At 66.2% G+C, this 22344-nt stretch carries 17 protein-coding genes; 9 read left to right on the top strand and 8 right to left on the bottom strand.

Annotation, left to right across the window (positions count from 1 at the left end):
• The first annotated feature begins 14 nt into the window (after positions 1-14).
• Positions 15-1745 (top strand): potassium/proton antiporter, encoded by a 1731-nt coding sequence (locus AC1RWI_RS08615; protein ID WP_492865756.1) that lies wholly within the window; start codon positions 15-17, stop codon positions 1743-1745.
• A 118-nt stretch (positions 1746-1863) separates the two neighbouring features.
• Here the strand turns inward: AC1RWI_RS08615 and AC1RWI_RS08610 are convergent, their stop codons facing one another.
• From AC1RWI_RS08610 to AC1RWI_RS08600, 3 genes are all read right to left on the bottom strand, one after another.
• Positions 1864-2886 (bottom strand): tripartite tricarboxylate transporter substrate binding protein, encoded by a 1023-nt coding sequence (locus tag AC1RWI_RS08610; protein ID WP_492865754.1) that lies wholly within the window; start codon positions 2884-2886, stop codon positions 1864-1866.
• Between the two features lie 49 nt (positions 2887-2935).
• Positions 2936-3391 carry a DUF2214 family protein gene (locus tag AC1RWI_RS08605; RefSeq protein WP_492865752.1) on the bottom strand — a complete coding sequence of 152 codons (456 nt, stop codon included), beginning with the start codon at positions 3389-3391 and terminating at the stop codon, positions 2936-2938.
• Between the two features lie 185 nt (positions 3392-3576).
• Positions 3577-4797 (bottom strand): CaiB/BaiF CoA transferase family protein, encoded by a 1221-nt coding sequence (locus tag AC1RWI_RS08600; RefSeq protein ID WP_043348367.1) that lies wholly within the window; start codon positions 4795-4797, stop codon positions 3577-3579.
• 344 nt (positions 4798-5141) lie between these two features.
• Between AC1RWI_RS08600 and alaS the strand changes: the two genes are divergently transcribed.
• The gene (alaS, locus tag AC1RWI_RS08595) at positions 5142-7766 is read left to right on the top strand and encodes an alanine--tRNA ligase (RefSeq protein WP_492865750.1); all 2625 of its coding nucleotides are present in this window, start codon (positions 5142-5144) and stop codon (positions 7764-7766) included.
• Positions 7767-7924: 158 nt separating this feature from the next.
• Here the strand turns inward: alaS and AC1RWI_RS08590 are convergent, their stop codons facing one another.
• The 3 genes from AC1RWI_RS08590 to AC1RWI_RS08580 form a co-directional block, all read right to left on the bottom strand.
• Positions 7925-8686, bottom strand: a complete 762-nt coding sequence (locus AC1RWI_RS08590) for a slipin family protein (RefSeq protein ID WP_174422523.1) — start codon at positions 8684-8686, stop codon at positions 7925-7927.
• Between the two features lie 2 nt (positions 8687-8688).
• Positions 8689-10125: an NfeD family protein gene (locus AC1RWI_RS08585; protein WP_043352169.1), complete on the bottom strand. Its 1437-nt coding sequence runs from the start codon at positions 10123-10125 to the stop codon at positions 8689-8691.
• 109 nt (positions 10126-10234) lie between these two features.
• Positions 10235-11113: a LysR family transcriptional regulator gene (locus AC1RWI_RS08580; RefSeq protein WP_043348365.1), complete on the bottom strand. Its 879-nt coding sequence runs from the start codon at positions 11111-11113 to the stop codon at positions 10235-10237.
• Positions 11114-11235: 122 nt separating this feature from the next.
• On the opposite strand from AC1RWI_RS08580, the gene AC1RWI_RS08575 reads away from it, so the two are divergent.
• The 6 genes from AC1RWI_RS08575 to AC1RWI_RS08550 all read left to right on the top strand — a co-directional run bounded on the left by AC1RWI_RS08575 (position 11236) and on the right by AC1RWI_RS08550 (position 15763).
• A complete protein-coding gene (locus AC1RWI_RS08575; RefSeq protein WP_043348360.1) occupies positions 11236-12447 on the top strand; it encodes a YbfB/YjiJ family MFS transporter in 1212 nt (403 codons plus the stop codon).
• A 131-nt stretch (positions 12448-12578) separates the two neighbouring features.
• Positions 12579-13352: a class II aldolase/adducin family protein gene (locus AC1RWI_RS08570; protein ID WP_492865747.1), complete on the top strand. Its 774-nt coding sequence runs from the start codon at positions 12579-12581 to the stop codon at positions 13350-13352.
• Positions 13353-13448: 96 nt separating this feature from the next.
• Positions 13449-13637: a 4-oxalocrotonate tautomerase gene (locus AC1RWI_RS08565; RefSeq protein WP_043348354.1), complete on the top strand. Its 189-nt coding sequence runs from the start codon at positions 13449-13451 to the stop codon at positions 13635-13637.
• A gap of 108 nt (positions 13638-13745) precedes the next feature.
• The gene (locus tag AC1RWI_RS08560; RefSeq protein WP_492865745.1) at positions 13746-14777 is read left to right on the top strand and encodes a threonine aldolase family protein; all 1032 of its coding nucleotides are present in this window, start codon (positions 13746-13748) and stop codon (positions 14775-14777) included.
• Between the two features lie 58 nt (positions 14778-14835).
• A complete protein-coding gene (locus tag AC1RWI_RS08555; protein ID WP_492865743.1) occupies positions 14836-15423 on the top strand; it encodes an NUDIX domain-containing protein in 588 nt (195 codons plus the stop codon).
• 112 nt (positions 15424-15535) lie between these two features.
• Positions 15536-15763: a sulfurtransferase TusA family protein gene (locus tag AC1RWI_RS08550; RefSeq protein WP_043348346.1), complete on the top strand. Its 228-nt coding sequence runs from the start codon at positions 15536-15538 to the stop codon at positions 15761-15763.
• 89 nt (positions 15764-15852) lie between these two features.
• On the opposite strand, the gene galU is transcribed toward AC1RWI_RS08550, so the two are convergent.
• Both galU and AC1RWI_RS08540 read right to left on the bottom strand, forming a co-directional pair.
• The gene (gene galU / locus AC1RWI_RS08545; RefSeq protein ID WP_043348343.1) at positions 15853-16731 is read right to left on the bottom strand and encodes a UTP--glucose-1-phosphate uridylyltransferase GalU; all 879 of its coding nucleotides are present in this window, start codon (positions 16729-16731) and stop codon (positions 15853-15855) included.
• Positions 16732-16783: 52 nt separating this feature from the next.
• On the bottom strand, positions 16784-19651 hold the full coding sequence (locus AC1RWI_RS08540; RefSeq protein WP_492865741.1) for a valine--tRNA ligase: 2868 nt from the start codon (positions 19649-19651) through the stop codon (positions 16784-16786).
• Between the two features lie 323 nt (positions 19652-19974).
• On the opposite strand from AC1RWI_RS08540, the gene AC1RWI_RS08535 reads away from it, so the two are divergent.
• Positions 19975-22338, top strand: a complete 2364-nt coding sequence (locus AC1RWI_RS08535) for a UvrD-helicase domain-containing protein (RefSeq protein ID WP_043348335.1) — start codon at positions 19975-19977, stop codon at positions 22336-22338.
• The last annotated feature ends 6 nt before the right edge of the window (positions 22339-22344 follow it).

Genomic DNA, 22344 nt, shown 5'->3' with positions numbered 1-22344 from the left:
AAGGGAAAGCCGTTTTGGAAAGCATCGACCATGTCATCCTGATCGGCGCCGTCGTGATGTCGCTGGGCATTGTGGTGGGCGCCTTCTCGGCGCGCGTGGGCGTGCCGTTCCTGCTTGTGTTTTTATCGGTAGGCATGCTGGCCGGCGTGGATGGCCCCGGTGGCATCCGCTTCTCCAATACCTGGCTGAGCTTCCTGGTCGGCAACCTCGCGCTGGCGGTGATCCTGCTCGATGGCGGCTTGCGCACCCGGCTGGCCACCTTCCGGGTGGCGCTGAAACCCTCGCTGTCGCTGGCGACCGTGGGCGTGCTGGTCACGACCGGCCTGGTGGGCCTGTTTGCCGCCTGGGTGCTGGAGATCGACTGGAAGCTCGGCCTGCTGCTGGGCGCCATCGTCGGCTCGACCGATGCCGCGGCGGTGTTCTCGCTGCTCAATACCAGCGGCATCCGGCTCAAGGAACGGGTGGCGAGCGTGCTGGAGATCGAGTCCGGCATCAACGACCCGATGGCCATCTTCCTGACCCTCACCCTGATCGACTGGATCGCCGCGCCCGCGGGCCTGAGTCCCGGCGCACTGTTGTGGCGCCTGGTAGTGCAGTTCGGGGTCGGCGGATTGCTCGGGTTGGGCCTGGGCTACTGCATGGCCAACGTGATGGAGCGCATTCGCGTGGCCGAAGGCCTGCAGGCCATCCTGCTGTGCTCGGGCGGCGCCATGGTGTTCGCCATCGTGCAGACGGCGGGCGGCAGCGGCTTCCTGGCCGTCTACCTGACCGGCATCCTGGTGGGCAACCGCGACCGCGCGGTAGGCCCCGACACCATGCGGGCGATGGACGGCATGGCCTGGCTGTCTCAGTCCGCGATGTTCCTGCTGCTTGGCCTGCTGGTGGCGCCGCACCGGATCTGGGAGGTGGCGCTGCCGGCGGTGGCGGTGGCGGCATTCCTGATGCTGGTGGCGCGCCCGGCTGCGGTCTGGCTGGCGCTGCTGCCGTTTCGCTTCAGTGCCCGGGAGAAGGGCTTCGTGGCCTGGATGGGCCTGCGTGGGGCGGTGCCGATCGTGCTGGCGCTGTTTCCCATGCTTCAGGGCATGCCAGATTCCGGCTTGCTGTTTCGCATCGCCTTTGCGGTGGTGCTGACCAGCCTGCTGCTGCAGGGCACCACCGTGCCGCTGGCGGCGCGGCTGGCGCGCGTGCTGCGTCCCGCCTATCCGGAGCCGCTGGCCCGCTCCCGGCTGCGGGGCACGCATGGGCCGGCGCTGGAGGTGATGCAGTTCAGGGTCGAGGCCGATTCGCCGGCTGAAGACCTGCGCGCCGACCAGCTCGAATTGCCGCCCCGTTGCCGGCTGCTGACCGTGGTGCGGGACGAAGCGCTGGCTGCGCCCGATCAGACCGTGCTGCGGGATGGGGATATGGTGTCGATCCTGGCGCCGGGGACCAGCGTGCCGATGCTGGCACTGTTGTTCCATCGGCCTGGGCCGGCGCTTGCCTGGGGCAAGGCTAGCCATGATTTCCTGCTGTCCGGGGAGGCCATGCTGCGGGATGTGGCGGGGCTTTACGGGACACGGGAGTTGAGTCCTGCCGAGGCGGCACGGACCCTGGAAGCCGCTATGCAGGAGGCCTTTACATCACCACCAGTGGAGGGCGACGCCGTCGAGATAGCAGGGCTGAAGCTCACGGTGACGCGGATGGACGGGCCGCGGATTATTCAGGTGGGGTTGTTGTTGCCTCGCGCGGAGCAGGAGGCGACCTGACAAAGCAGGATTTGCGCGGGTGGTCTCCCTCTCCCACTGGTGGGAGAGGGAGAGACAGCCGTCGTCATGGCGCGAGGCATTGGCCTGTTCGGCGGCTTCGGCAAATGCTCCGAGCGTATCAATCCACCTTGGCGCCCGACACCTTCACGATCTGCGCGTACTTCTTCAGCTCGCGCTGCACCAGTGCGCCGAACTGCTCCGGCGTGGTCGGTGCCGGCTGGGCGCCGATGCGGGCCAGCTTTGCCTTCATGTCGTCGGTCTTGAGGATGGCCACGATCTCGTGGTTGAGGCGGTCGACGATCTCTTTCGAGGTGTTGGCCGGGGCGAACACCCCGAACCACGTGGAGATGTCGAAGCCTTCCAGGCCGAGCCCCTTGCCGGCTTCCGCGATAGTGGGCAGCTCGGGCAGGGCGGCGGCGCGGGTGGCGGTGGTGACGGCGAACGCCTTGAGCTTGCCGGCTTTGATGTTGGCCGCGGCGGATGCGAGGTTATCGAAGATCATGTCGGTCTGGCCGGACAGCACCGACAGCTGCGCGGGCGAGGCGCCGTTGTAGGGGATGTGGACCATGCTGACCTTGGCCATGCTCTTGAACAGCTCGCCCGACAAATGTCCCGCGCTGCCGTTGCCACCCGAGGCGTAGTCCAGCTTGCCGGGGTTCTTGCGCGCGTATTCCACCAGCTCACGCACATTGTTGATATGCAACTCGGCGGCTTTGCCAGGGTGCATGACGAGTACGTTGGGCACGTCGGCCACCAGCGTGATCGGGCTGAAGTCCTTCACCGGGTCGTACGGCATCTTGGCAAAGAGGCTGGGGTTGATGGCGTGGGTGGCCACGGCGCCCATCACGATGGTGTAGCCGTCGGCCGGCTGCTTGGCCACGTAGTCGGCGCCGATATTGCCGCCGGCTCCCGGGCGGTTTTCCACCACCACGGGCTGGCCCAGGCTGTCCTTGAGCTTGTCGCCGATGGCGCGCGCCACCGTGTCCAGCGGGCCGCCGGCCGGGTAGGGCACGACGAACTTGAGCGGCTTGGACGGGTAGGCGGTGGCCGCGGCGGCAGGCGTGGCGCTAACGGCAATAAAGGTGCCGATAGCGGGCAGGGCGGCGGCGAGCAATGCCGCGGCGAGTTTTTTCTTGAGCATGGAGATGCGTCGGGTTGGATTGGGAATCTGGTGCACCAGGCGCTGCGGCCTATTTCATGCCGATGCCGCGCGCCATCATCACCGCGCACAGCGGCAGCAGGATCAGCAGGTGGGCCTGGATCATGACCCAGCGCCGCGCGGACTTCAGCTCGGCCGGCATGGGCACGAAGTCTGGCAGGCTGCGCGCCTGGCGGCGCCACCGCCGGATGGCGAAGGTGGGCGGCAGCGAGCACAGGGCGATCACCACGAACACGGTGATCTTGGCGTGGAACCACGGGTTGTGCAGGTAGAACTGTGCGCCCTTGGCGCCGTAGAACAGCCGCAGCAGGCCGCTGGCCAGCACCGCCATGGCAGTGAGGAAGTAGAGCAGGTCGTAGATCGACAGGCGCTTGAGCACGGGCGGCGTCATGCCGGGGCGCAGCACGACCGCTTCGGCGGTCATCAAGGCGATCAGCAGGAAGATGAAGGTGTAGTGCAGGAAGGCCAGCAGGGCGTCGGTCAGCATCCAAACTCCTCTTGTGGTCAGGCATGCGCCGTACGCCGGCGCGCGCGGGGTCAGGGTTCTTGCTTTTTTCGCTACGGCAACGGCTATGGCAACAACGAAGGCAACAACGAAGGCAATTGCAACGACGACAAACTTCGGCTTGCCGCTGTGCGCCCCGCCACTGCAGGCACACAGCGGCAAGCACCTTACAGCACGCCCTTGGCGCGCAGCGCGGCAATCTGGTCCGGCGTATAGCCCAGCATGTCGCCAAGCACCGCGTCGGTGTGCTCGCCCAGCAGCGGCGGGTGGCGCACGGCCTCGGGCGGCGTCGCGCTCATCTTGATCGGGCTGCCCACCAGCTTGACCTCGCCGGCGCTCGGGTGCGGCAGGTCCACGCGCAGGCCGCGCGCCTTGACCTGGGCATCCTCGAACACGTCGTCCAGCGTGTTGATCGGGCCGCAGGGCACGCCGGCGGCTTCCAGGTCGAGGATCCACTGGGCGCGGGTGCGCGGCCTGACCATGTCGGCGATGATCGGCACCAGCACGTCGCGATGCGCAACCCGCTGCGGGTTGGTGGCGAAGCGCGGGTCGTCGGCCAGTTCGGGGCGTCCGCCGGCAACGACGAACTTGCGGAACTGGCCGTCGTTGCCTACCGCCACGATGATCCAGCCGTCGGCCGCCTGGAAAGTCTGGTAGGGGACGATATTGGGGTGGGCGTTGCCCCAGCGCCTGGGCGCTTCGCCGCTGGCCAGGTAGTTGGTGTTCATGTTGGCCAGCATGGCCACCTGCACGTCGAGCAGGGCCATGTCGATGTACTGGCCTTCGCCAGTTCGCTCGCGGTGGGCCAGCGCGGCCAGCACGGCGATGGTGGCGTACTGCCCGGTCATCAGGTCGGAGATCGCCACGCCGGCCTTCTGCGGGCCGCCGCCGGGCAGGTCGTCGCGCTCGCCGGTCAGGCTCATGAAGCCGCCCATGCCCTGGATGATGAAGTCGTAGCCCGGGCGCGCCGCATAGGGGCCGGTCTGGCCGAAGCCGGTCACCGAGCAATAGATCAGGCCCGGCTTGATCGCCTTGAGGGAGTCGTAGTCCAGGCCGTACTTCTTCAATTGGCCGACCTTGTAGTTCTCCAGCACCACATCGCTCTGGGCGGCCAGCGCGCGCACCAGTTCCTGGCCTTCGGGCGTGCTGATATCGCAGGTCACCGAGCGCTTGTTGCGGTTGGCGGCCAGGTAATAGGCAGCTTCCGCGGTATTGCGGCCTTCGCCGTCCTGCAGCCAGGGCGGCCCCCAGGTGCGGGTATCGTCGCCGGCGCCGGGGCGCTCGATCTTGATCACGTCGGCGCCAAAGTCGGCAAGGTTCTGGGCGCACCATGGCCCGGCGAGAACGCGGGTCAGGTCGAGAACGCGGAGGTGGCTTAAAGCTCCCATGGGGTGGTTTGCGGATCCGGCAAGGGGTGGGCGAGGGAAGGCCGGGCGGCCCCGCCGTCTGGTCTGGGTGGCGGCTTGCAGGGCAATCGGAGGCTGGCGCGAAACCAGGCTCGGGGGCGTCCGGCTGGGACAGCCAGCACTTTACCACCGGCAGGCCGCCGGGAGCACATCGCGGCCGGCTGCGGATCGCGGCGGGGCGCGGTGTTGCGGGCGGTGCGAGGCGAAACCCCGGCGAATCCCCGGCGGAATGCCGCGCGCTCAGGCTTCCCCGTATAATCAACGGTTTGCAAAACCATCTTGACCGACAGCGCCCTGCCATGACGTGGGACGCCCTTGCCCAGAACATGAAAGTCTCCGACATCCGCAGCAAGTTCCTGCAGTACTTCGAATCGAAGGGCCATACCGTGGTCCGCTCGTCCAGCCTGGTGCCGGGGAACGATCCGACGTTGCTGTTTACCAACTCCGGCATGGTGCAGTTCAAGGACGTGTTCCTGGGCACCGACAAGCGCTCGTACACCCGCGCGACCTCGTCGCAGCGCTCGGTGCGCGCCGGCGGCAAGCACAACGACCTGGAGAACGTGGGTTACACCGCACGTCACCATACCTTCTTTGAAATGCTCGGCAACTTCTCGTTTGGCGACTATTTCAAGCGCGAGGCGATCCAGTACGCGTGGGAACTGCTGACCAAGGTCTACCAGCTGCCGGCCGAAAAGCTGTGGGTCACGGTGTACGCGGAAGACGACGAAGCCTATGACATCTGGGCCAAGGAAGTCGGCGTGCCGCCCGAGCGCATCGTGCGCATCGGCGACAACAAGGGCGCGCGCTACGCCTCCGACAACTTCTGGCAGATGGCCGACACCGGCCCCTGCGGCCCATGCTCGGAAATTTTCTACGATCACGGCCCCGATGTGTGGGGCGGCCCCCCGGGATCTCCCGAGGAAGACGGCGACCGCTACATCGAGATCTGGAACCTGGTGTTCATGCAGTTCAATCGGGACGAGCAAGGCAATATGCCGCGCCTGCCCAAGCCCTGCGTCGATACCGGCATGGGCCTGGAGCGCATCGCCGCGGTGCTGCAGCACGTGCACAGCAACTATGAGATCGACCTGTTCCAGGCACTGATCAAGGGCGCTGCGCGCGAGACCGGCACCACCGATCTCAACAACAATTCGCTGAAGGTCATCGCCGATCACATCCGCGCGTGCTCCTTCCTGATCGTCGACGGTGTGATCCCCGGCAATGAAGGCCGCGGCTACGTGCTGCGCCGTATCATCCGCCGCGCTATCCGCCACGGCTACAAGCTGGGCCGCAAGACCCCGTTCTTCCACAAGCTGGTGGGCGATCTGGTGGGTCAGATGGGCCAAGCCTATCCGGAACTGTCCGACGCCGAAGCGCGCGTCGTGGAAGTGCTCAAGGCAGAAGAGGAGCGCTTTTTCGAAACCATCGAGAACGGCATGTCCATCCTTGACGCGGCACTGGCCGACGTCAAGGCCAAGGGCGGTACCGTGCTCGACGGCGAACTTGCCTTCAAGCTGCATGACACCTTTGGCTTCCCGCTGGACCTGACGCAGGACGTGTGCCGCGAGCAGGAAATGACGGTGGACGAAGCCGCCTTCGACGCGGCCATGAGCCGCCAGCGCGAGCAGGCCCGCGCCGCCGGCAAGTTCAAGATGGCGGCCGGCCTGGAGTACAAGGGCGACAAGACCACCTTCCACGGCTACGAAAAGCTGGGCGTGGACGGTGCGAAAATCACCGCGCTGTATGTGGACGGCGCATCCGTCGACACGATGCGCCCGGGCCAGACCGGCGTGATCGTGCTGGATAACACGCCGTTCTACGCCGAGTCCGGCGGCCAGGCCGGCGACCAGGGCGAACTGAAGAGCGGCAGCGCAGTGTTCAGCGTGGTCGATACCACCAAGGTGCAGGCCGATGTGTTCGGCCACCAGGGCACCCTGGCGGGCGGCGCGCTCAAGGTCGGCGACAGCGTCACCGCGCAGGTGGATGCGCAGCGCCGCGCGCGCACCGTGCGCAACCACTCGGCCACTCACCTGATGCACAAGGCATTGCGTGAAGTGCTGGGCAGCCACGTGCAGCAGAAGGGCTCGCTGGTCGACGCGGACAAGACCCGCTTTGACTTCTCGCACAACGCGCCGATGACTGACGAGCAGATCCGTCGCGTCGAGGAGATCGTCAACGCCGAGATCCTGCAGAACGCAGCCACCGGTGCTGAAGTCATGCCCTTCGACGACGCGGTCAAGAGCGGCGCGATGGCGCTGTTCGGCGAGAAGTACGCCGACGATGTGCGCGTGCTGTCGATCGGCAGCTCCAAGGAACTGTGCGGCGGCACCCACGTGACCCGCACCGGCGATATCGGCGTGTTCAAGATCGTGGTGGAAAGCGGCGTGGCAGCGGGCATCCGCCGCGTCGAAGCCATCACCGGCGACAACGCGCTGCATTACCTGCAGGCGCTGGACGCCAAGCTGAACGAAGCTGCCGCCGCGCTCAAGGCGCAGCCGTCCGAACTGGTGCCGCGTATCGGGCAGGTGCAGGAACAAGTGCGCGCGCTGGAGAAGGAACTGGAGCGTCTCAAGAGCAAGCTGGCCGCCTCGCAAGGCGACGAGCTGGCGGCGCAGGCCATCGACGTCAAGGGCATCAAGGTGCTGGCCGCACAGCTCGACGGCGCCGACGTCAAGACGCTGCGCGAAACCATGGACAAGCTCAAGGACAAGCTGGGCACCGCGGCCATCGTGCTGGGCGCAGTGGCCGACGGCAAGGTCAGCCTGATCGCCGGGGTGACTGCCGATGCCACCGCCAAGGTCAAGGCCGGCGAGCTGGTCAACTTTGTCGCGCAGCAGGTCGGCGGCAAGGGCGGCGGCCGTCCGGACATGGCGCAAGCTGGCGGCACGGAGCCGGCCAACCTGCCGCAGGCGCTGGCAGGCGTCGGCGAGTGGGTCGCGGGCAAGGTCTGAGGCAGATCTGAGGCATTCGCCGAAGCCACGGAACGGGCCAAAACCGCGTGCCATGACGACGGCGGTCTCTCCCTCTCCCCTCAGGGGGAGAGGGGCGCAAACTGGCAGCAGTCCGAATCCTCCCAGTAGCATCCCAAAGGCGCCCCAGGCGCCTTTTTTCACGTCGACTCGCGGCTCAGCTTCCCCATCAGCGTCAGGATGTCGATGGGCAGCGGAAACACGATCGTCGAGCTCTTGTCGCCGGCAATCTGCGTCAGCGTCTGCAGATAACGCAGTTGCATCGCCTGCGGTTCCCTTGCCAGCATCTGCGCGGCTTCCAGCAGTTTCACCGAGGCCTGCAACTCGCCCTCGGCATGAATGACCTTGGCGCGCCGTTCGCGTTCGGCCTCGGCCTGGCGCGCGATGGCGCGGATCATCGTTTCGTTGAGGTCGACGTGCTTGATCTCCACGTTGGAGACCTTGATGCCCCAGCTATCGGTCTGGGCATCGAGCGCTTTCTGGATGTCGATGTTGAGCTGCTCGCGCTCGGCCAGCATCTCGTCGAGCTCATGCTTGCCCAGTACCGAGCGCAAGGTGGTCTGCGCCAGCTGGCTGGTGGCCTCGAGGAAGTTCGCCACCTGGATGATGGCGCGTTCCGGGTCGATCACGCGGAAGTACACCACCGCATTCACCTTGACCGACACGTTGTCGCGCGAGATCACGTCTTGCGGCGGCACGTCCATCACCACCGTGCGCAAGTCCACGCGCACCATCTGCTGCACCGCCGGGATCAGGATCACAAGCCCCGGACCCTTCACTTTCCAGAAGCGCCCCAGCATGAACACCACGCCGCGTTCGTACTCGCGCAGCACGCGGATCGAGGAAACAATGAGCAAGGCAATGATGAAGACCAGACCGCCTGCGCTGAATCCGAACGCCATGATCATGCTCCTTGAGTGGATGGGGGAATGGGGGTGGCGCTTGCCTGCGCGCCGTCCATGGCGCGCACCTCGAGCAGCAGCCCGTGGCGTCCGATGACCAGCACGCGCTGGCCGTGCGTCATCGGCATGGCACTGTGCACCTGCCAGCGTTCGCCGCGTATTTCGGCCCAGCCGTCATCCCACAGATCCTCCAGCACCACGCCGGGCATGCCGATCATCGCGTCGCCGCCATTGATCGAGGGCATGCGACGGGCGCGCCAGAGCAGCGTCCAGACGGCGAACAGGAACACCGCGCTGGCCAGTGCCAGGCTGCCGATCAGCCACAGCGGAATGCCGAAGCCGGGGACATTCGTATCGATCAGCATCACCGCGCCGAAGATGAAGGCGATGATGCCGCCCACGCCCAGTGCGCCAAAGGTGGGCAGGTATAGCTCCGCCACCATGCAGCCAATGCCCAGTGCGATCAGCCCCAGGCCTGCGTAGCTGACGGGCAGCATATGCAGCGCGAACAGCGCCAGCAGCAGGCAGATCGCGCCGCCAATGCCGGGTACCACCATGCCCGGCGTGGAGAACTCGAAGATCAGGCCGTAGATGCCGGCCATCATCAGGATCAGCGCCACGCTGGGATCGGTGATGACCTCCAGGAAGCTGTCGCGCCAGTCTGGCTCCAGCACCTGCACCGGCGCGTGCGCCGTGCGCAGCACGCGCTCCGTGCCGGCGGCCTGGATGTGCTTGCCGTCCACGGCGCGCAGCAGGGCGGGCAGGTCGGGGGCGATCAGGTCCGCGACCTTCTGCGCGACCGCCTCGCTGGCCGACAGGCTGACCGCCTCGCGCACCGCGCGTTCGCCCCACTCGGCATTGCGCCCGCGCAATTGCGCCAGACCGCGTATATAAGCCGAGGCGTCGTGCATCTGCTTGCGCTCCATGGTGTCCTGCGGCGGCGCGCCGGCAGGGGCGGAGGCGGAGCCTGGGGCCGCCTCCGGTTTCTGTGGCCCGCCAATGCCGATCTGCACCGGGCTGGCCGCGCCCAGGTTGGTGCCAGGCGCCATCGCGGCGATATGGCTGGCGTAGAGGATGTAGGTGCCGGCGCTGGCCGCGCGCGCGCCGCCCGGATAGACGTAGCTCGCCACCGGTACCGGCGAGGCCAGGATGCCCTGGATGATCTCGCGCATGGACAGGTCCAGTCCGCCCGGGGTGTCCATTTCCAGCACGATCAACTGTGCGCCGGCATCGCGAGCGCGCGCCATGCCACGCTCGATAAAGCTCGCGCTGGCCGGGCCGATCGCGCCTTTGAGCGGTATGACGAAAACGGGGGGAACGGCGCCGGCGGCCGCGTTCGCGCTCGCCTGCGCATTGGCCAGCGTGGCGGGGACCAGCGGTGTCGCCACCAAGGCAGCGAGGGCTAGCCAGACGGCCGTTGCAAGCCATCTCAGGAGCATCGGGACATGCTTCATGGCAATGGCGCCGGCACGTGGAGTGCAAACGCGGCGCCACTTCCAGTGTAGGCGACCGGGCACATCTTGCCCGGCTTGGCGGCCGCGGGTGGACTCAGGCGGCCGCGGCCAGGCCTGGCCGTGGGGCGCGCAGGGTGTCGGCCAAGGCGCCCAGCGCGGTATTGGCCATGGCCGGATGCCAGGCCAGCAATGTGGTGACTTTGCCAGCCTGGCCGAGGCCGTGGAGGCTGATCTTGGGCAGGTCGCGGTACAGGCCAAGTACCGAACGCGGCACAATCGCCACGCCAATGCCGGCTGCCGCGCAGGCAATGATGGCGTGATACGAGCCCAGCTCCAGCACCCGGCGCGGCGGGCTGCCGCTGGCGCCGAACCAGGCTTCGAGCCGGCCGCGGTAATTGCAGCCGGACTCGAACGACAGCATGGTGCGGGTTTCCAGGTCGGCCGCGCTGTGGATGGGCGCATGGCGCTCGCGGGCGATCAGCACCAGTTCTTCCTCGAACGCTGGCAGCGACGCCAGCGCCGGATCATCCAGCGGCTGGGCCACAAAGGCGCAGTCCACTTCGAAGCGCGCCAGCGCCTGCAAGGCCTGGCGCGTGGGGCAGGTCACCAGTTCCAGTTCCACGTCCGGCCACGCCTGGTGATAGGCGGCCAGCACGGCGGGCAGGCGGCTGGCCGCCGTGCTCTCCATCGAGGCGATGCGCAGGCGGCCTTGCGGCCTGGCTGGCAGCACGGCCTGGCGGGCTTCTTCGGCCAGGTCCAGCACGCGGCGGGCGTAGTTGAACAAAGTCTGTCCGGCCGGCGTCAGCACCATGCGCTTGCCGTCACGCAGGAACAGATCGACGCCGAGCGAGGCCTCCAGCTGGCGAATGCGGGTGGTGACATTGGACTGCACGCGGTGCAGGCGGGTGGCGGCGCGGGTGATGCCGCCTTCCTCCACGACAGAGCGAAAGATTTCCAGGGAAGCCAGGTCCATTGCGATCCCCTTGCAGGATGTGACGATGAAGTGACGGCGAACAAAAGATCATCTCAAAAAAAGATGATTTAGTTCTCAATTATTCATTTTTCGGTTCGCCGGCCCGAGCGTAGCATGCGCCTATGAAATCCACATCCACACTGGCATCACGCGCCGCCGCCGCGCCGGCGCCGGCACAGCCTGGCGTGCGGGCCGTGGCCCTGGCGGGGCTGGTGGCGCTGGGCGTGGCGATGGGCGTTGGCCGCTTCGCTTTTACGCCGCTGCTGCCCATGATGCTGCACGACGGCAGCGTCACGCTGGGCGAGGGCGGCTGGCTGGCTACGCTGAACTACCTGGGCTACTTCGCCGGCGCGGCCGCTTGCCTGTTCATCCGGCCCGACCCGGCGCGCATGGTCCGGCTCGGCATGGTGGCTACCGTCGCGCTGACGCTTGGCATGGCGGCGCCCGGCGGCATGGCGGCCTGGGGCCTGTGGCGCGCCGCGGCCGGCGTGGCCAGCGCGATGGTCATGGTCTACGGCTCGGCTTGGTGCATGCACCGGCTGGCCGAACTGGGCCGGGCGTCGCTGGGTGGCGTGATCTTTTGCGGGCCGGGCATTGGTATCGTCATCACGGGCGTTTCCGTCTTTGCCATGGTGAGCGCCGGCTGGCGGGCCAGCTGGGGCTGGCTGGCCTTCGGCGCGCTCGCGGTGCTGCTGGTCAGCGCGGTCTGGCATGTCTTCACGCCCGCGCCGCGCACCGCGCACGCAGCCGGCCCGGCCGCGCCGGCGCAAGCGGCGCCGCGGCTTGGCCGCGAGACCTGGCTGCTGACCTTCGCCTACGGCCTGGCGGGCTTCGGCTACATCATCACGGCCACGTTCTTGCCGGTGATCGCGCGCCAGGCCATGCCGGACTCGCTGTGGGCAGACCTGTTCTGGCCCATCTTCGGCGTGGGGGTGACCATTGGCGCTTTCGTCGCCTCGCGCGTCAGCACGGAGCGCGACAATCGCCGGCTGCTGGTCTTTACCTATGTGATGCAGGCGATCGGCGTGGCCATCGCGGTGGCCTGGCCAACGGTGGCGGGTTTCGCGCTCAGCAGCATGCTGGCCGGGTTGCCGTTCAATGCGCTGGTGTCGTTCGCCATGCGCGAGGCGCGCCGGTTGTGGGGCGCACAGGCGCAGCGCCTGATGGGCCTGATGACCGCCAGCTACGGCCTCGGCCAGATTGTCGGGCCGCCGCTGGCCACGGCGCTGGTGGCACGCACCGGCGGCTTCGCCGCCTCGCTTGGCTGCGCCGTGGCGGCCCTGTTGCTGGGTGGCGCGATCTTCGCCTGGATGAGCCGGCAACAACGCAGATAATCCGGCTCTTCCAAGCTGCCGGCGCACGCCCTGACGCGGCGCCGGCCTTGCGCTACAGTATCGCCTTTGCCGCCCCCGGCGCCGGTTGGCTGAACCGGCGCGCGGCATCCGCGCGGCGCAGGAGCCGAATCATGTCCTTTGCCTTGCAGCCCGCCCGTGCCGCGGGCGCCACTCAATCCGTCACGCAAGCCGAGTCGCGCATGCGCGTCGACCTGGCGGCGGCTTACCGCCTGTGCGCCCGGCAAGGTTGGGACGACCTCATCTACACCCATATCTCTGCAGCCGTGCCGGATGAGCCCGATCACTTCCTGATCAATCCGTTCGGCTTTGCCTTCGACGAAATCCGCGCCAGCGACCTGGTCAAGATCAATGGCCGCGGCGAGGTGGTGGGCGACAGCACGCATGCGGTCAACGTTACCGGCTTCGCGCTGCATGGCGCGGTGCATGCAGCGCGCCCCGATGCGGTGTGCGTGATGCACCTGCATAACAGCGCTGGCGTGTCGGTATCGGCCCAGGCCTGCGGTCTGCTGGCGCTCTCGCAGCACGCTTTGCGCTTCTATGGCCGGTTGGCCTATCACGACTACGAAGGCCTGGCGTTCACGCCCGCCGAGGGCGCGCGGCTGACCGCGTCGCTCGGCCAGCATCCCGCCATGCTGCTGCGCAACCACGGCACGCTGACGGTTGGCCGGACCGTGGCCGAGGCGTACGTGCTGATGGCGACGCTCATCAAGGCCTGCGAGATCCAGCTTGGCGCGCAGGCTGGCGGACAGGTCGTGCAGCCGCCGCATGCGCTGGCACAACGGGCGTCCGAGCAGCTTGACGACGGCGGCGCCGTCGAGGGCGAACTGGAATGGCCGTCGCTGTTGCGCAAACTCGATAGAATCGATGTTTCGTACCGCGATTGACTTTGACGGGTGCTGGCAGATCCCTGCGCGCATCGCCAGGGCAATCCGCAACGGACAACGAAAAACAAAACGACAACAGGAAACAGGAAGCAAGCCATGCCGACTTACCACGTAGAACTCTTCGAAGGCCGCACCATCGAGCAAAAGCGCAAGCTGGTCGAGGAAGTCACCCGCGTCACCTGCGAGACGCTCGGCTGCTCGGCCTCGGCCGTGGATATCATCATCACCGACATCAAGCGCGAGAACTGGTCCACCGGCGGCCAGCTGTGGGCTGACAAGAAGTAAGCCACGCGCAGCGACGCAACAAGCCCCATACCAGAAACCGCCCCGGGCCAAAGGCCACAAGCCCCGACGCCCATGGCATGCGCCACGCCACCCGCCACGGATCACCCCATGCAGCATTTCGCCTCCGATAACTACGCCGGCTTCTGTCCGGAATCGCTCAAGTATTTCCTCGAAGCCAACGGCAGCGGCCACGAGCAGGCCTATGGCGACGACTCTTGGACGCAAAAAGTTTGCGACCGGATCCGCGACCTGTTCCAGACCGATTGCGAGGTGTTTTTCGTCTTCAACGGCACCGCGGCGAACTCACTGGCACTGTCCGCGCTGTGCCAGTCCTACCACTCGGTGATCTGCCATGAGCTGGCACATATCGAGACCGATGAGTGCGGCGGCCCGGAGTTTTTCTCCAACGGCTCCAAGCTGCTGACCGCGCCGGGCGCCAACGGCAAGCTCACGCCCGATGCGGTGGAAGCGCTGGTGACGCGCCGCTCCGATATCCACTATCCCAAGCCCAAGGTGGTGTCGCTGACGCAGTCGACCGAGGTCGGCACGGTGTACACGGTGGAGGAAGTGCGAGCCATTGCCGCCATCGCCAAGCGCCGCCAGTTGCGCGTGCACATGGATGGCGCGCGCTTTGCCAATGCCGTGGCTTCACTCGGTGTGCATCCGTCCGAGATCACCTGGCGCGCAGGGGTGGACGTGCTGTGCTTCGGCGGTACCAAGAACGGCCTGCCGGTGGGCGAGGCCGTGGTGTTCTTCGACCGCAAGCTGGCCGAGGATTTTGCTTACCGCGTCAAGCAGGCCGGGCAACTGGCTTCCAAGATGCGTTTTATCTCGGCCCCGTGGCTGGGCTTGCTCGAGAACGATGTGTGGCTCGGCAACGCCCGCCATGCCAACGCCATGGCGCAGCTGCTGCATGAGCGCATTGCCAGCATCCCGGGCGTGCGCATCCTGTTCCCAACCGAGTCCAACGCTGTCTTTGCCGAGCTGCCGCTCGCGGCCATCGAGGCGCTGCGTGCCAAGGGCTGGCGCTTCTATACGTTTATCGGTGCCGGCGGCTGCCGCTTCATGTGCTCGTGGGATCTGCAGCCGGAAACCGTCGAGGCGCTGGCCGCGGATATGCGTGTGGCCTGCGGCGCGTGAAGGCCGCCGCCCTTATAAAATGACAACATAACAAGACGACAAAAACAGGAGCTCCCGCATGGCCGTTTACCGATACTGTCCGCAATGTGGTTCGCCGCTGGAATTGCTGCCGCATTCCGGCCGCGAACGTGATGCCTGCATCCAGCCAGAGTGCGGCTTTGTCCACTGGAATAATCCGCTGCCCGTGCTGGCCGCGGTGGTGGAATATGAAGGCAAGCTGCTGCTGGCGCGCAATGCCGCGTGGCCGGAAAAAATGTTCGCGCTGGTGACCGGTTTCATGGAGCGCGACGAGACGCCGGAGCAGGGCGTGGCGCGGGAGCTCAAGGAAGAAACCAACCTGGACGCGCACTCGGTATCGCTGATCGGCGTGTACGAGTTCATGCGCAAGAACGAGCTGATCATCGCCTACCATGTGCAGGCGAGCGGCACCATCGCGTTGTCCGAGGAGCTGGCCGACTACAAGCTGGTGGCGCCCGAGGACATGCGGATCTGGTCGGCGGGCACGGGCTTCGCGGTGGCCGACTGGCTGGCCTCGCGTGGCCATCCGGTGCGGTTCTTCGATCGCCAGACCGGCGAGGACATTCCCGACCCGCGCCGGCGCGAAGGCCTGGGGCAGCCGGGCGTTTCGCTACAATACCGGCCATAATCATCAGTCATCGATGCGACAGCGGCAGGCACGGTCCCAATGGCCTGGTGGCTACTAGCGGCCACAATGGGCCATGCCGGGCCCTGAGCGCACAGAACCAAGGAAGAGAGGAATGGAGTTCCAGAAAGAAGTGGATGCGCGCGGCCTGAACTGCCCGCTGCCGATCCTGCGCACCAAGAAGGCGCTGGCCGACATGCCCAGCGGCGATGTTCTCAAGATTCTCGCTACCGATCCCGGCGCCACGCGGGATTTCCAGGCGTTCGCCAAGCAGACCGGCAACGAGCTGCTGTCGCACCAGGAAGTGGACAAGGTCTTTGTGTTCTACATGCGCCGGCGTTAATTCAACGACCGCTCGATGCGAGCGCCCCCCGCGCCAAATGAAAAAAGCCGCGTTTGCGGCTTTTTTCACGGTTCCGGATCTTCAGGTGCTCAGATGCTATCAATGCGCGCACGCAGGTAGGTGCTGAATTCGTCCATCACCTCCGGGTGCTTGAGCGCAAACTCCACGGTGGCCTTCAGGTAGCCCAGCTTGCTGCCGCAGTCGTAGCGCACGCCCTTGTAGCGGTAGGCCAGCACCTGTTCCTGGCTGAGCAGGGACTGGATGGCATCGGTGAGCTGGAACTCGCCGCCCGCGCCCGGCTTGAGGTTGCGGATATGGTCGAAGATGCGCGGGGTCAGGATGTAGCGGCCGACCACGCCCAGGTTGGACGGTGCGTTCTCCGGCGCGGGCTTCTCGACGATGTTCGAGACCTTGATCACGCCTTCGTCCCATTCGCGGCCATCCACCACGCCGTAGGAGCGGCTCTGCTCCGGCGCGATCTCTTCCACGCCCAGCACCGAGCAGTTGTAGTGGCCGTACAGGTCCACCATCTGCTTCATGACCGGCGGATTGCCATCCAGCAGGTCATCGGCCAGCATCACGGCGAACGGTGCGTCGCCCACCAGCTTTTCCGCGCAGAGCACGGCATGGCCAAGGCCGAGTGCCTCGGGCTGGCGCACATAGAAGCATTCCACGTGCGACGGCTTGATCGAGCGCACCAGGGAGAGCAGCGCCTGCTTGTTCTTTGCCTCGAGCTCCGCCTCGAGCTCATAGGCCTTGTCGAAGTGATCTTCGATGGCGCGCTTGGAGCGGCCGGTGACGAAGATCATCTCGGTGATGCCGGCAGCCATGGCTTCTTCCACGGCGTACTGGATCAGGGGTTTGTCGACCACCGGCAGCATTTCCTTCGGGCTTGCCTTGGTAGCCGGCAAAAAACGAGTGCCGAGACCGGCTACCGGGAAGACAGCCTTGGTGACGCGGGTTTCCATATCGGTTTTCCTTATCAATTCGGTGTAGACAACCCTGCTGGTAATGCAAAGCTCATGCCGGCAATCGCTGTAGTTGATCCTGCAGCTTGACCAGCGTCTGTTCGAAATCCGACAGACGCTGGGTTTCTTGCGCGACGACGGCGGGCGGTGCCTTGGCGACGAAGCTCTCGTTGGACAGCTTGCCACGGCACTTGCCGAGTTCGGCGCTGATGCGCTCTATTTCCTTGGACAGGCGCACGCGTTCCGCGGCCACGTCGATTTCGATCTTCAGCAGCAGATGGTTGCCGCCGACGATGGCCACCGGCGCGCCGGCACCTTCCGCCATCAGGGCATTCTGATCTTCGAATACCTTGACCTCCGAAAGCTTTGCCAGCGCCTGCACATAAGCCTGGGCCGACGTCAGGAACGCGCTGTCGCCCTCAGCGTACAGCGGAATGCGCTGGGCCGGCGAGATGTTCATTTCGCCGCGCAGGTTGCGGCAGGCGTCGACCACGGCCTTGAGCTGAGCGGTCCATTGCTCGGCGGCCTCGTCGATCTTTGCCATGGCGGGCAGGGGATAGGCCTGCAGCGCCAGCGTCTCGCTGCCGTCGCCCTTGGCGCGGCCGGCCAGCGGCGCTACCTTCTGCCACAGTTCTTCGGTGATGAAGGGGATGATCGGGTGGGCCAGGCGCAGCACGGTTTCCAGCACGCGCAACAGCGTGCGGCGGGTGGCGCGCTGCTGCGCTGGCGTGCCGTTCTGGATCTGGACCTTGGCCAGTTCCAGGTACCAGTCGCAGTACTCGTCCCAGACGAATTTGTAGATGGCGCTGGCGATATTGTCGAAGCGGTACTCGGCAAAGCCCTTTTCCACTTCGGCTTCCACGCGCTGCAGCAGCGACACGATCCAGCGGTCCGGCTGCGAGAAATGCAGGTAGCCGTCGGGGCCGCAGTCGTTGCTGCACGGGCCCATGCCGCAGTCGTGCCCTTCGGTGTTCATCAGCACGAAGCGCGTGGCGTTCCACAGCTTGTTGCAGAAGTTGCGATAGCCTTCGCAGCGGCCGGTGTCGAAGTTGATGTTGCGGCCCAGCGTGGCCAGCGAGGCGAAGGTGAAACGCAGTGCATCGGCGCCAAACGCCGGAATGCCCTCGGGGAACTCCTTCTTGGTCTTTTTCTCGATCTTGGGCGCGTCCTTGGGGCGGCGCAGGCCGGTGGTGCGCTTCTTGAGCAGCGGCTCGAGCTCGATGCCGTCGATCAGGTCGACCGGGTCCAGGGTGTTGCCCTCGGACTTGCTCATCTTCTTGCCTTCCGAATCCCGCACCAGACCGTGCACATAGACGGTATGGAACGGCACCTTGCCGGTGAAGTGCTTGGTCATCATGACCATGCGCGCCACCCAGAAGAAGATGATGTCGTAACCGGTAACAAGTGCCGACGACGGCAGAAAGTGTTGCAACGCCGGCGTCTCGGCGGGCCAGCCCAGCGACGAGAAGGGCACCAGGGCCGAGGAGAACCAGGTGTCGAGCACATCGTCCTCGCGGCGCAGCGGCCCGGTGCTGCCGGCCGCGCGCGCCTGGGCCTGCGCCTCTTCCTCGGTACGGGCGACGAAGCACTTGCCGGCCTCGTCGTACCAGGCCGGGATCTGGTGGCCCCACCACAGCTGGCGCGAGATGCACCAGTCCTGGATGTTCTCCAGCCACTGGTTGTAGGTGCTGTTCCAGTTATCGGGGATCAGCTTGATCTCGCCGCTCTGCACGGCGTCCAGCGCCACTTCGGCAATCGAGCGGCCCGGGTGGTAGGTGCCTTCCGGCGCCGGCTTGCTCATGGCGACGAACCACTGGTCGGTCAGCATCGGCTCGATGGCGCTGCCAGTGCGCTCGCTGCGCGGCGTCATCAGCTTGTGCTTCTTGACCTCGGCCAGCAGGCCCTGGGCATCCAGGTCCGCCACGATGCGGGTGCGCGCCTCGAAGCGGTCCAGGCCGGCATAGGCGGCGGGCGCGTCGGCGACGATCTTGGCGTCGAGCGTCAGGATGGACAGCTGCGCCAGCTTGTGGCGCTGGCCAACCGCATAGTCGTTGAAATCGTGAGCGGGAGTCACCTTGACCACGCCGGTGCCGAATTCGCGGTCGACGTAGTCGTCGGCGATCACCGGGATATCGCGCCCGGTGAGCGGCAGGCGTACAAACTTGCCGATCAGGTGCGCATAACGCTCGTCTTGCGGGTGCACCATCACGGCCACGTCGCCCAGCATGGTCTCGGGGCGGGTGGTGGCCACCGTCAGGTGGGTCAGGCCGTGCACGGTATCGGCCTCGGCCAGCGGATAGCGGATGTGCCACATCGAGCCATCTTCCTCGACGTTGTCCACTTCCAGGTCCGACACCGCGGTGCCCAGCACCGGGTCCCAGTTGACCAGGCGCTTGCCGCGGTAGATCAGGCCTTGCTCGAACAGGCGCACGAAGACTTCGGTGACCGCCTTGGACATTTCCGGCGACATCGTGAAGTACTCATGGCTCCAGTCGATCGAGGCGCCCATGCGGCGGATCTGGCGCGTAATCGTCGAGCCGGACTCTTCCTTCCACTCCCACACCTTCTCGACGAACTTCTCGCGGCCCAGCTCATGGCGCGAAACGCCTTGCGCTTCCAGTTGGCGCTCCACCACGATCTGGGTGGCGATGCCGGCGTGGTCGGTGCCCGGCACCCACAGGGTGTTTGCGCCGCGCATGCGGGCATGGCGGGCCAGGCCGTCCATGATGGTCTGGTTGAAGGCATGGCCCATGTGCAGCGTGCCGGTCACATTGGGCGGCGGCAGCTGGATGCAGAAGTCCGGACGGTCCGGATCGAGGGTCGGCTTCGCGATGCCGCGCTTCTCCCACTCTGGGCCCCACTTGGCCTCAATGGCGGCGGGTTCGAAGCTCTTGGCAAGGGACTGGTCTTGGGCGGTCATGCTCGGATGTCGATGATTACGTCGGATTCTGCGGGCCAGGCGGGCAGGGGCAACGCGCCGGGAAAACGTCAAATTATAGGGGAGGCGGGTGGGGGGTGCGCGATTTCGGCCCTGGCCCGGGCGAGCGGCGTCATTTTGCCGATGCTTTGCGCTGCGTGAAAGTGCTCTGCTTACCTCTCGCGAGGGGATCCGCCGCGCTTTTTTGCGCCATTTTGCTTGGTTCCCGGCCCCCCTGCCGGACGATCCCCCTGTCCGGCGGCCGGGGCCGCGCGGGCACGAGGGGCGCCCCGGTATAATTCGGGGCACTCCACAAGGCCTCCCCGATGTCCGACCTGCTTGCCAATCTCAATGCCGAACAACTAGCCGCCGTCACTTTGCCTGACGAGCCGGCGCTGATCCTGGCTGGCGCGGGCAGCGGCAAGACGCGTGTGCTGACCACCCGCATCGCGTGGCTGATCCAGAACGGCCGGGTGTCACCCGCCGGCCTGCTGGCGGTGACCTTTACCAACAAGGCCGCCAAGGAGATGATGACGCGGCTGACGTCAATGCTGCCGATCAACACGCGCGGCATGTGGATCGGCACGTTCCACGGGCTGTGCAACCGCATGTTGCGCGCGCATTATCGCGATGCCGGCCTGCCGCAGACCTTTGCCATCCTCGACAGCCAGGACCAGCTCTCCGCCCTCAAGCGCCTGCTCAAGTCGCTGAACGTGGATGATGAGAAGTACCCGGCCAAGAACCTGCAGTACTTCATCAACAACGCCAAGGAGCAAGGCCTGCGCCCGGCCGATGTGGAGGCCAACGACGACTTCAATCGCCGCTTTGTCGATCTCTACGCCGCCTACGATGTGCAGTGCCAGCGCGAGGGCGTGGTTGATTTCGCCGAGCTGCTGCTGCGCTGCTACGAGCTGCTGCGCTACAACGACGCGATCCGCCAGCACTACCAGCACCGCTTCCGCCATGTGCTGGTGGACGAGTTCCAGGACACCAACGTGCTGCAGTACCGGTGGCTCAAGATGCTGGCTGGCTTTGGCACGCAGAACCCGGCCGCGGTATTCGCGGTTGGCGACGACGATCAGAGCATCTACGCGTTCCGTGGCGCCAATGTCGGCAACATGCGCGACTTCGAGCATGAGTTCCGCGTGCGCCACATGATCAAGCTGGAGCAGAACTACCGCTCCCATGGCCACATCCTGGATTCGGCCAACCACCTGATTGCCCACAATTCGCGCCGCCTGGGCAAGAACCTGCGCACCGATGCCGGCCACGGCGAGCCGGTGCGGGTGTACCAGGCCGGCACCGACGGCCAGGAGGCCGGCTGGATCGTGGAGGAAATCCGTGACCTGATCGCACAGGGCATGAGCCGCTCGGAGATCGCCATCCTCTACCGCAGCAATGCCCAGTCGCGGGTGATCGAGCACGCGCTCTTCTCGGCCAGCATTTCCTATCGCGTGTACGGCGGCTTGCGCTTCTTCGAGCGCGCCGAAGTCAAGCACGCGCTGGCTTACCTGCAGTTGCTGGAGAACCCGCGCAACGACGCTGCCTTCGGCCGCGTGGTGAATTTCCCCACGCGCGGCATCGGCGCGCGCTCGCTGGAAGCCCTGCAGGATGCGGCGCGCCAGTACAACTGCTCGCTGGCCGAAGCCGTGGCCTTCGTGCCTGGCAAGGCCGGCAGCACGCTGGGCGCCTTTGTGCGGCTGATCGAGCAGATGCGCGCCGAGACGCGCCGCATGACGCTGCCGGAAACAGTCGAGTACGTGACCAACACCAGCGGCCTGATCACGCACTACCGCGCGGAAAAGGAAGGCCAGGACCGCATCGAGAACTTGCAGGAACTGGTGACGGCGGCGCAGGCGTTCGTGACGGAGGAAGGCTTTGGGCTGGACGCACTGGCCAGTGCGATTCCGGTCGGGCGCGATGGCGCGCAGCCGCTGCCCGCGCTGGCCGAGGGCGACCAGGCCCAGCAGGTGCTGGATCCCGAGGCGCTGCCGGTGGTGATGACCCCGCTGGTGGCCTTTCTCACCCATGCCTCGCTGGAAGCCGGCGACAACCAGGCGCAGGCGGGCCAGGACGCCGTGCAGATGATGACGGTGCATGCCGCCAAGGGGCTGGAGTTCAATGCGGTCTTCATCACCGGGCTGGAAGAAGGGCTGTTCCCGCACGAGAACAGCGCCACCGAGGCCGACGGGCTGGAGGAAGAGCGCCGCCTGATGTACGTGGCCATCACGCGCGCGCGCGAGCGGCTCTATCTCTCGTTCGCGCAAAGCCGCGTGCTGCATGGGCAGATGCGCTACCACGTGCGCTCGCGCTTCTTCGAGGAGCTGCCCGAGGAATCGCTCAAGTGGCTGATGCCGCCTGCGCAGGCCTATGGCGGCGGCGGTTCGCAGCGCCGCCAGCAGAACGAGGGCGGCTGGGGCCGCGACTGGTTCAAGAAGGCCGAGGACGTTCCCTATTCGGGCACCCAGCCTACCGGCGGCATGGACACCGGCAACGGCTATGCGGATGCCAAGCGCCAGGCCGGCTCCGGTTTGCGTATCGGCCAGAGCGTGTTCCACAACAAGTTTGGCGAAGGCGTGATCGCCGGGCTCGAAGGCGAGGGCGATGCCGCCCGCGCGAACATCAAGTTCAAGCGCCACGGCGCCAAATGGCTGGTGCTGTCGGTCGCCAAGCTGGACCCGATCGACTGAGCGGGC

It is taken from the genome of Cupriavidus sp. MPR-AND1C, from assembly GCF_058809705.1.
This window is presented reverse-complemented; position numbering and strand designations above follow the sequence as displayed.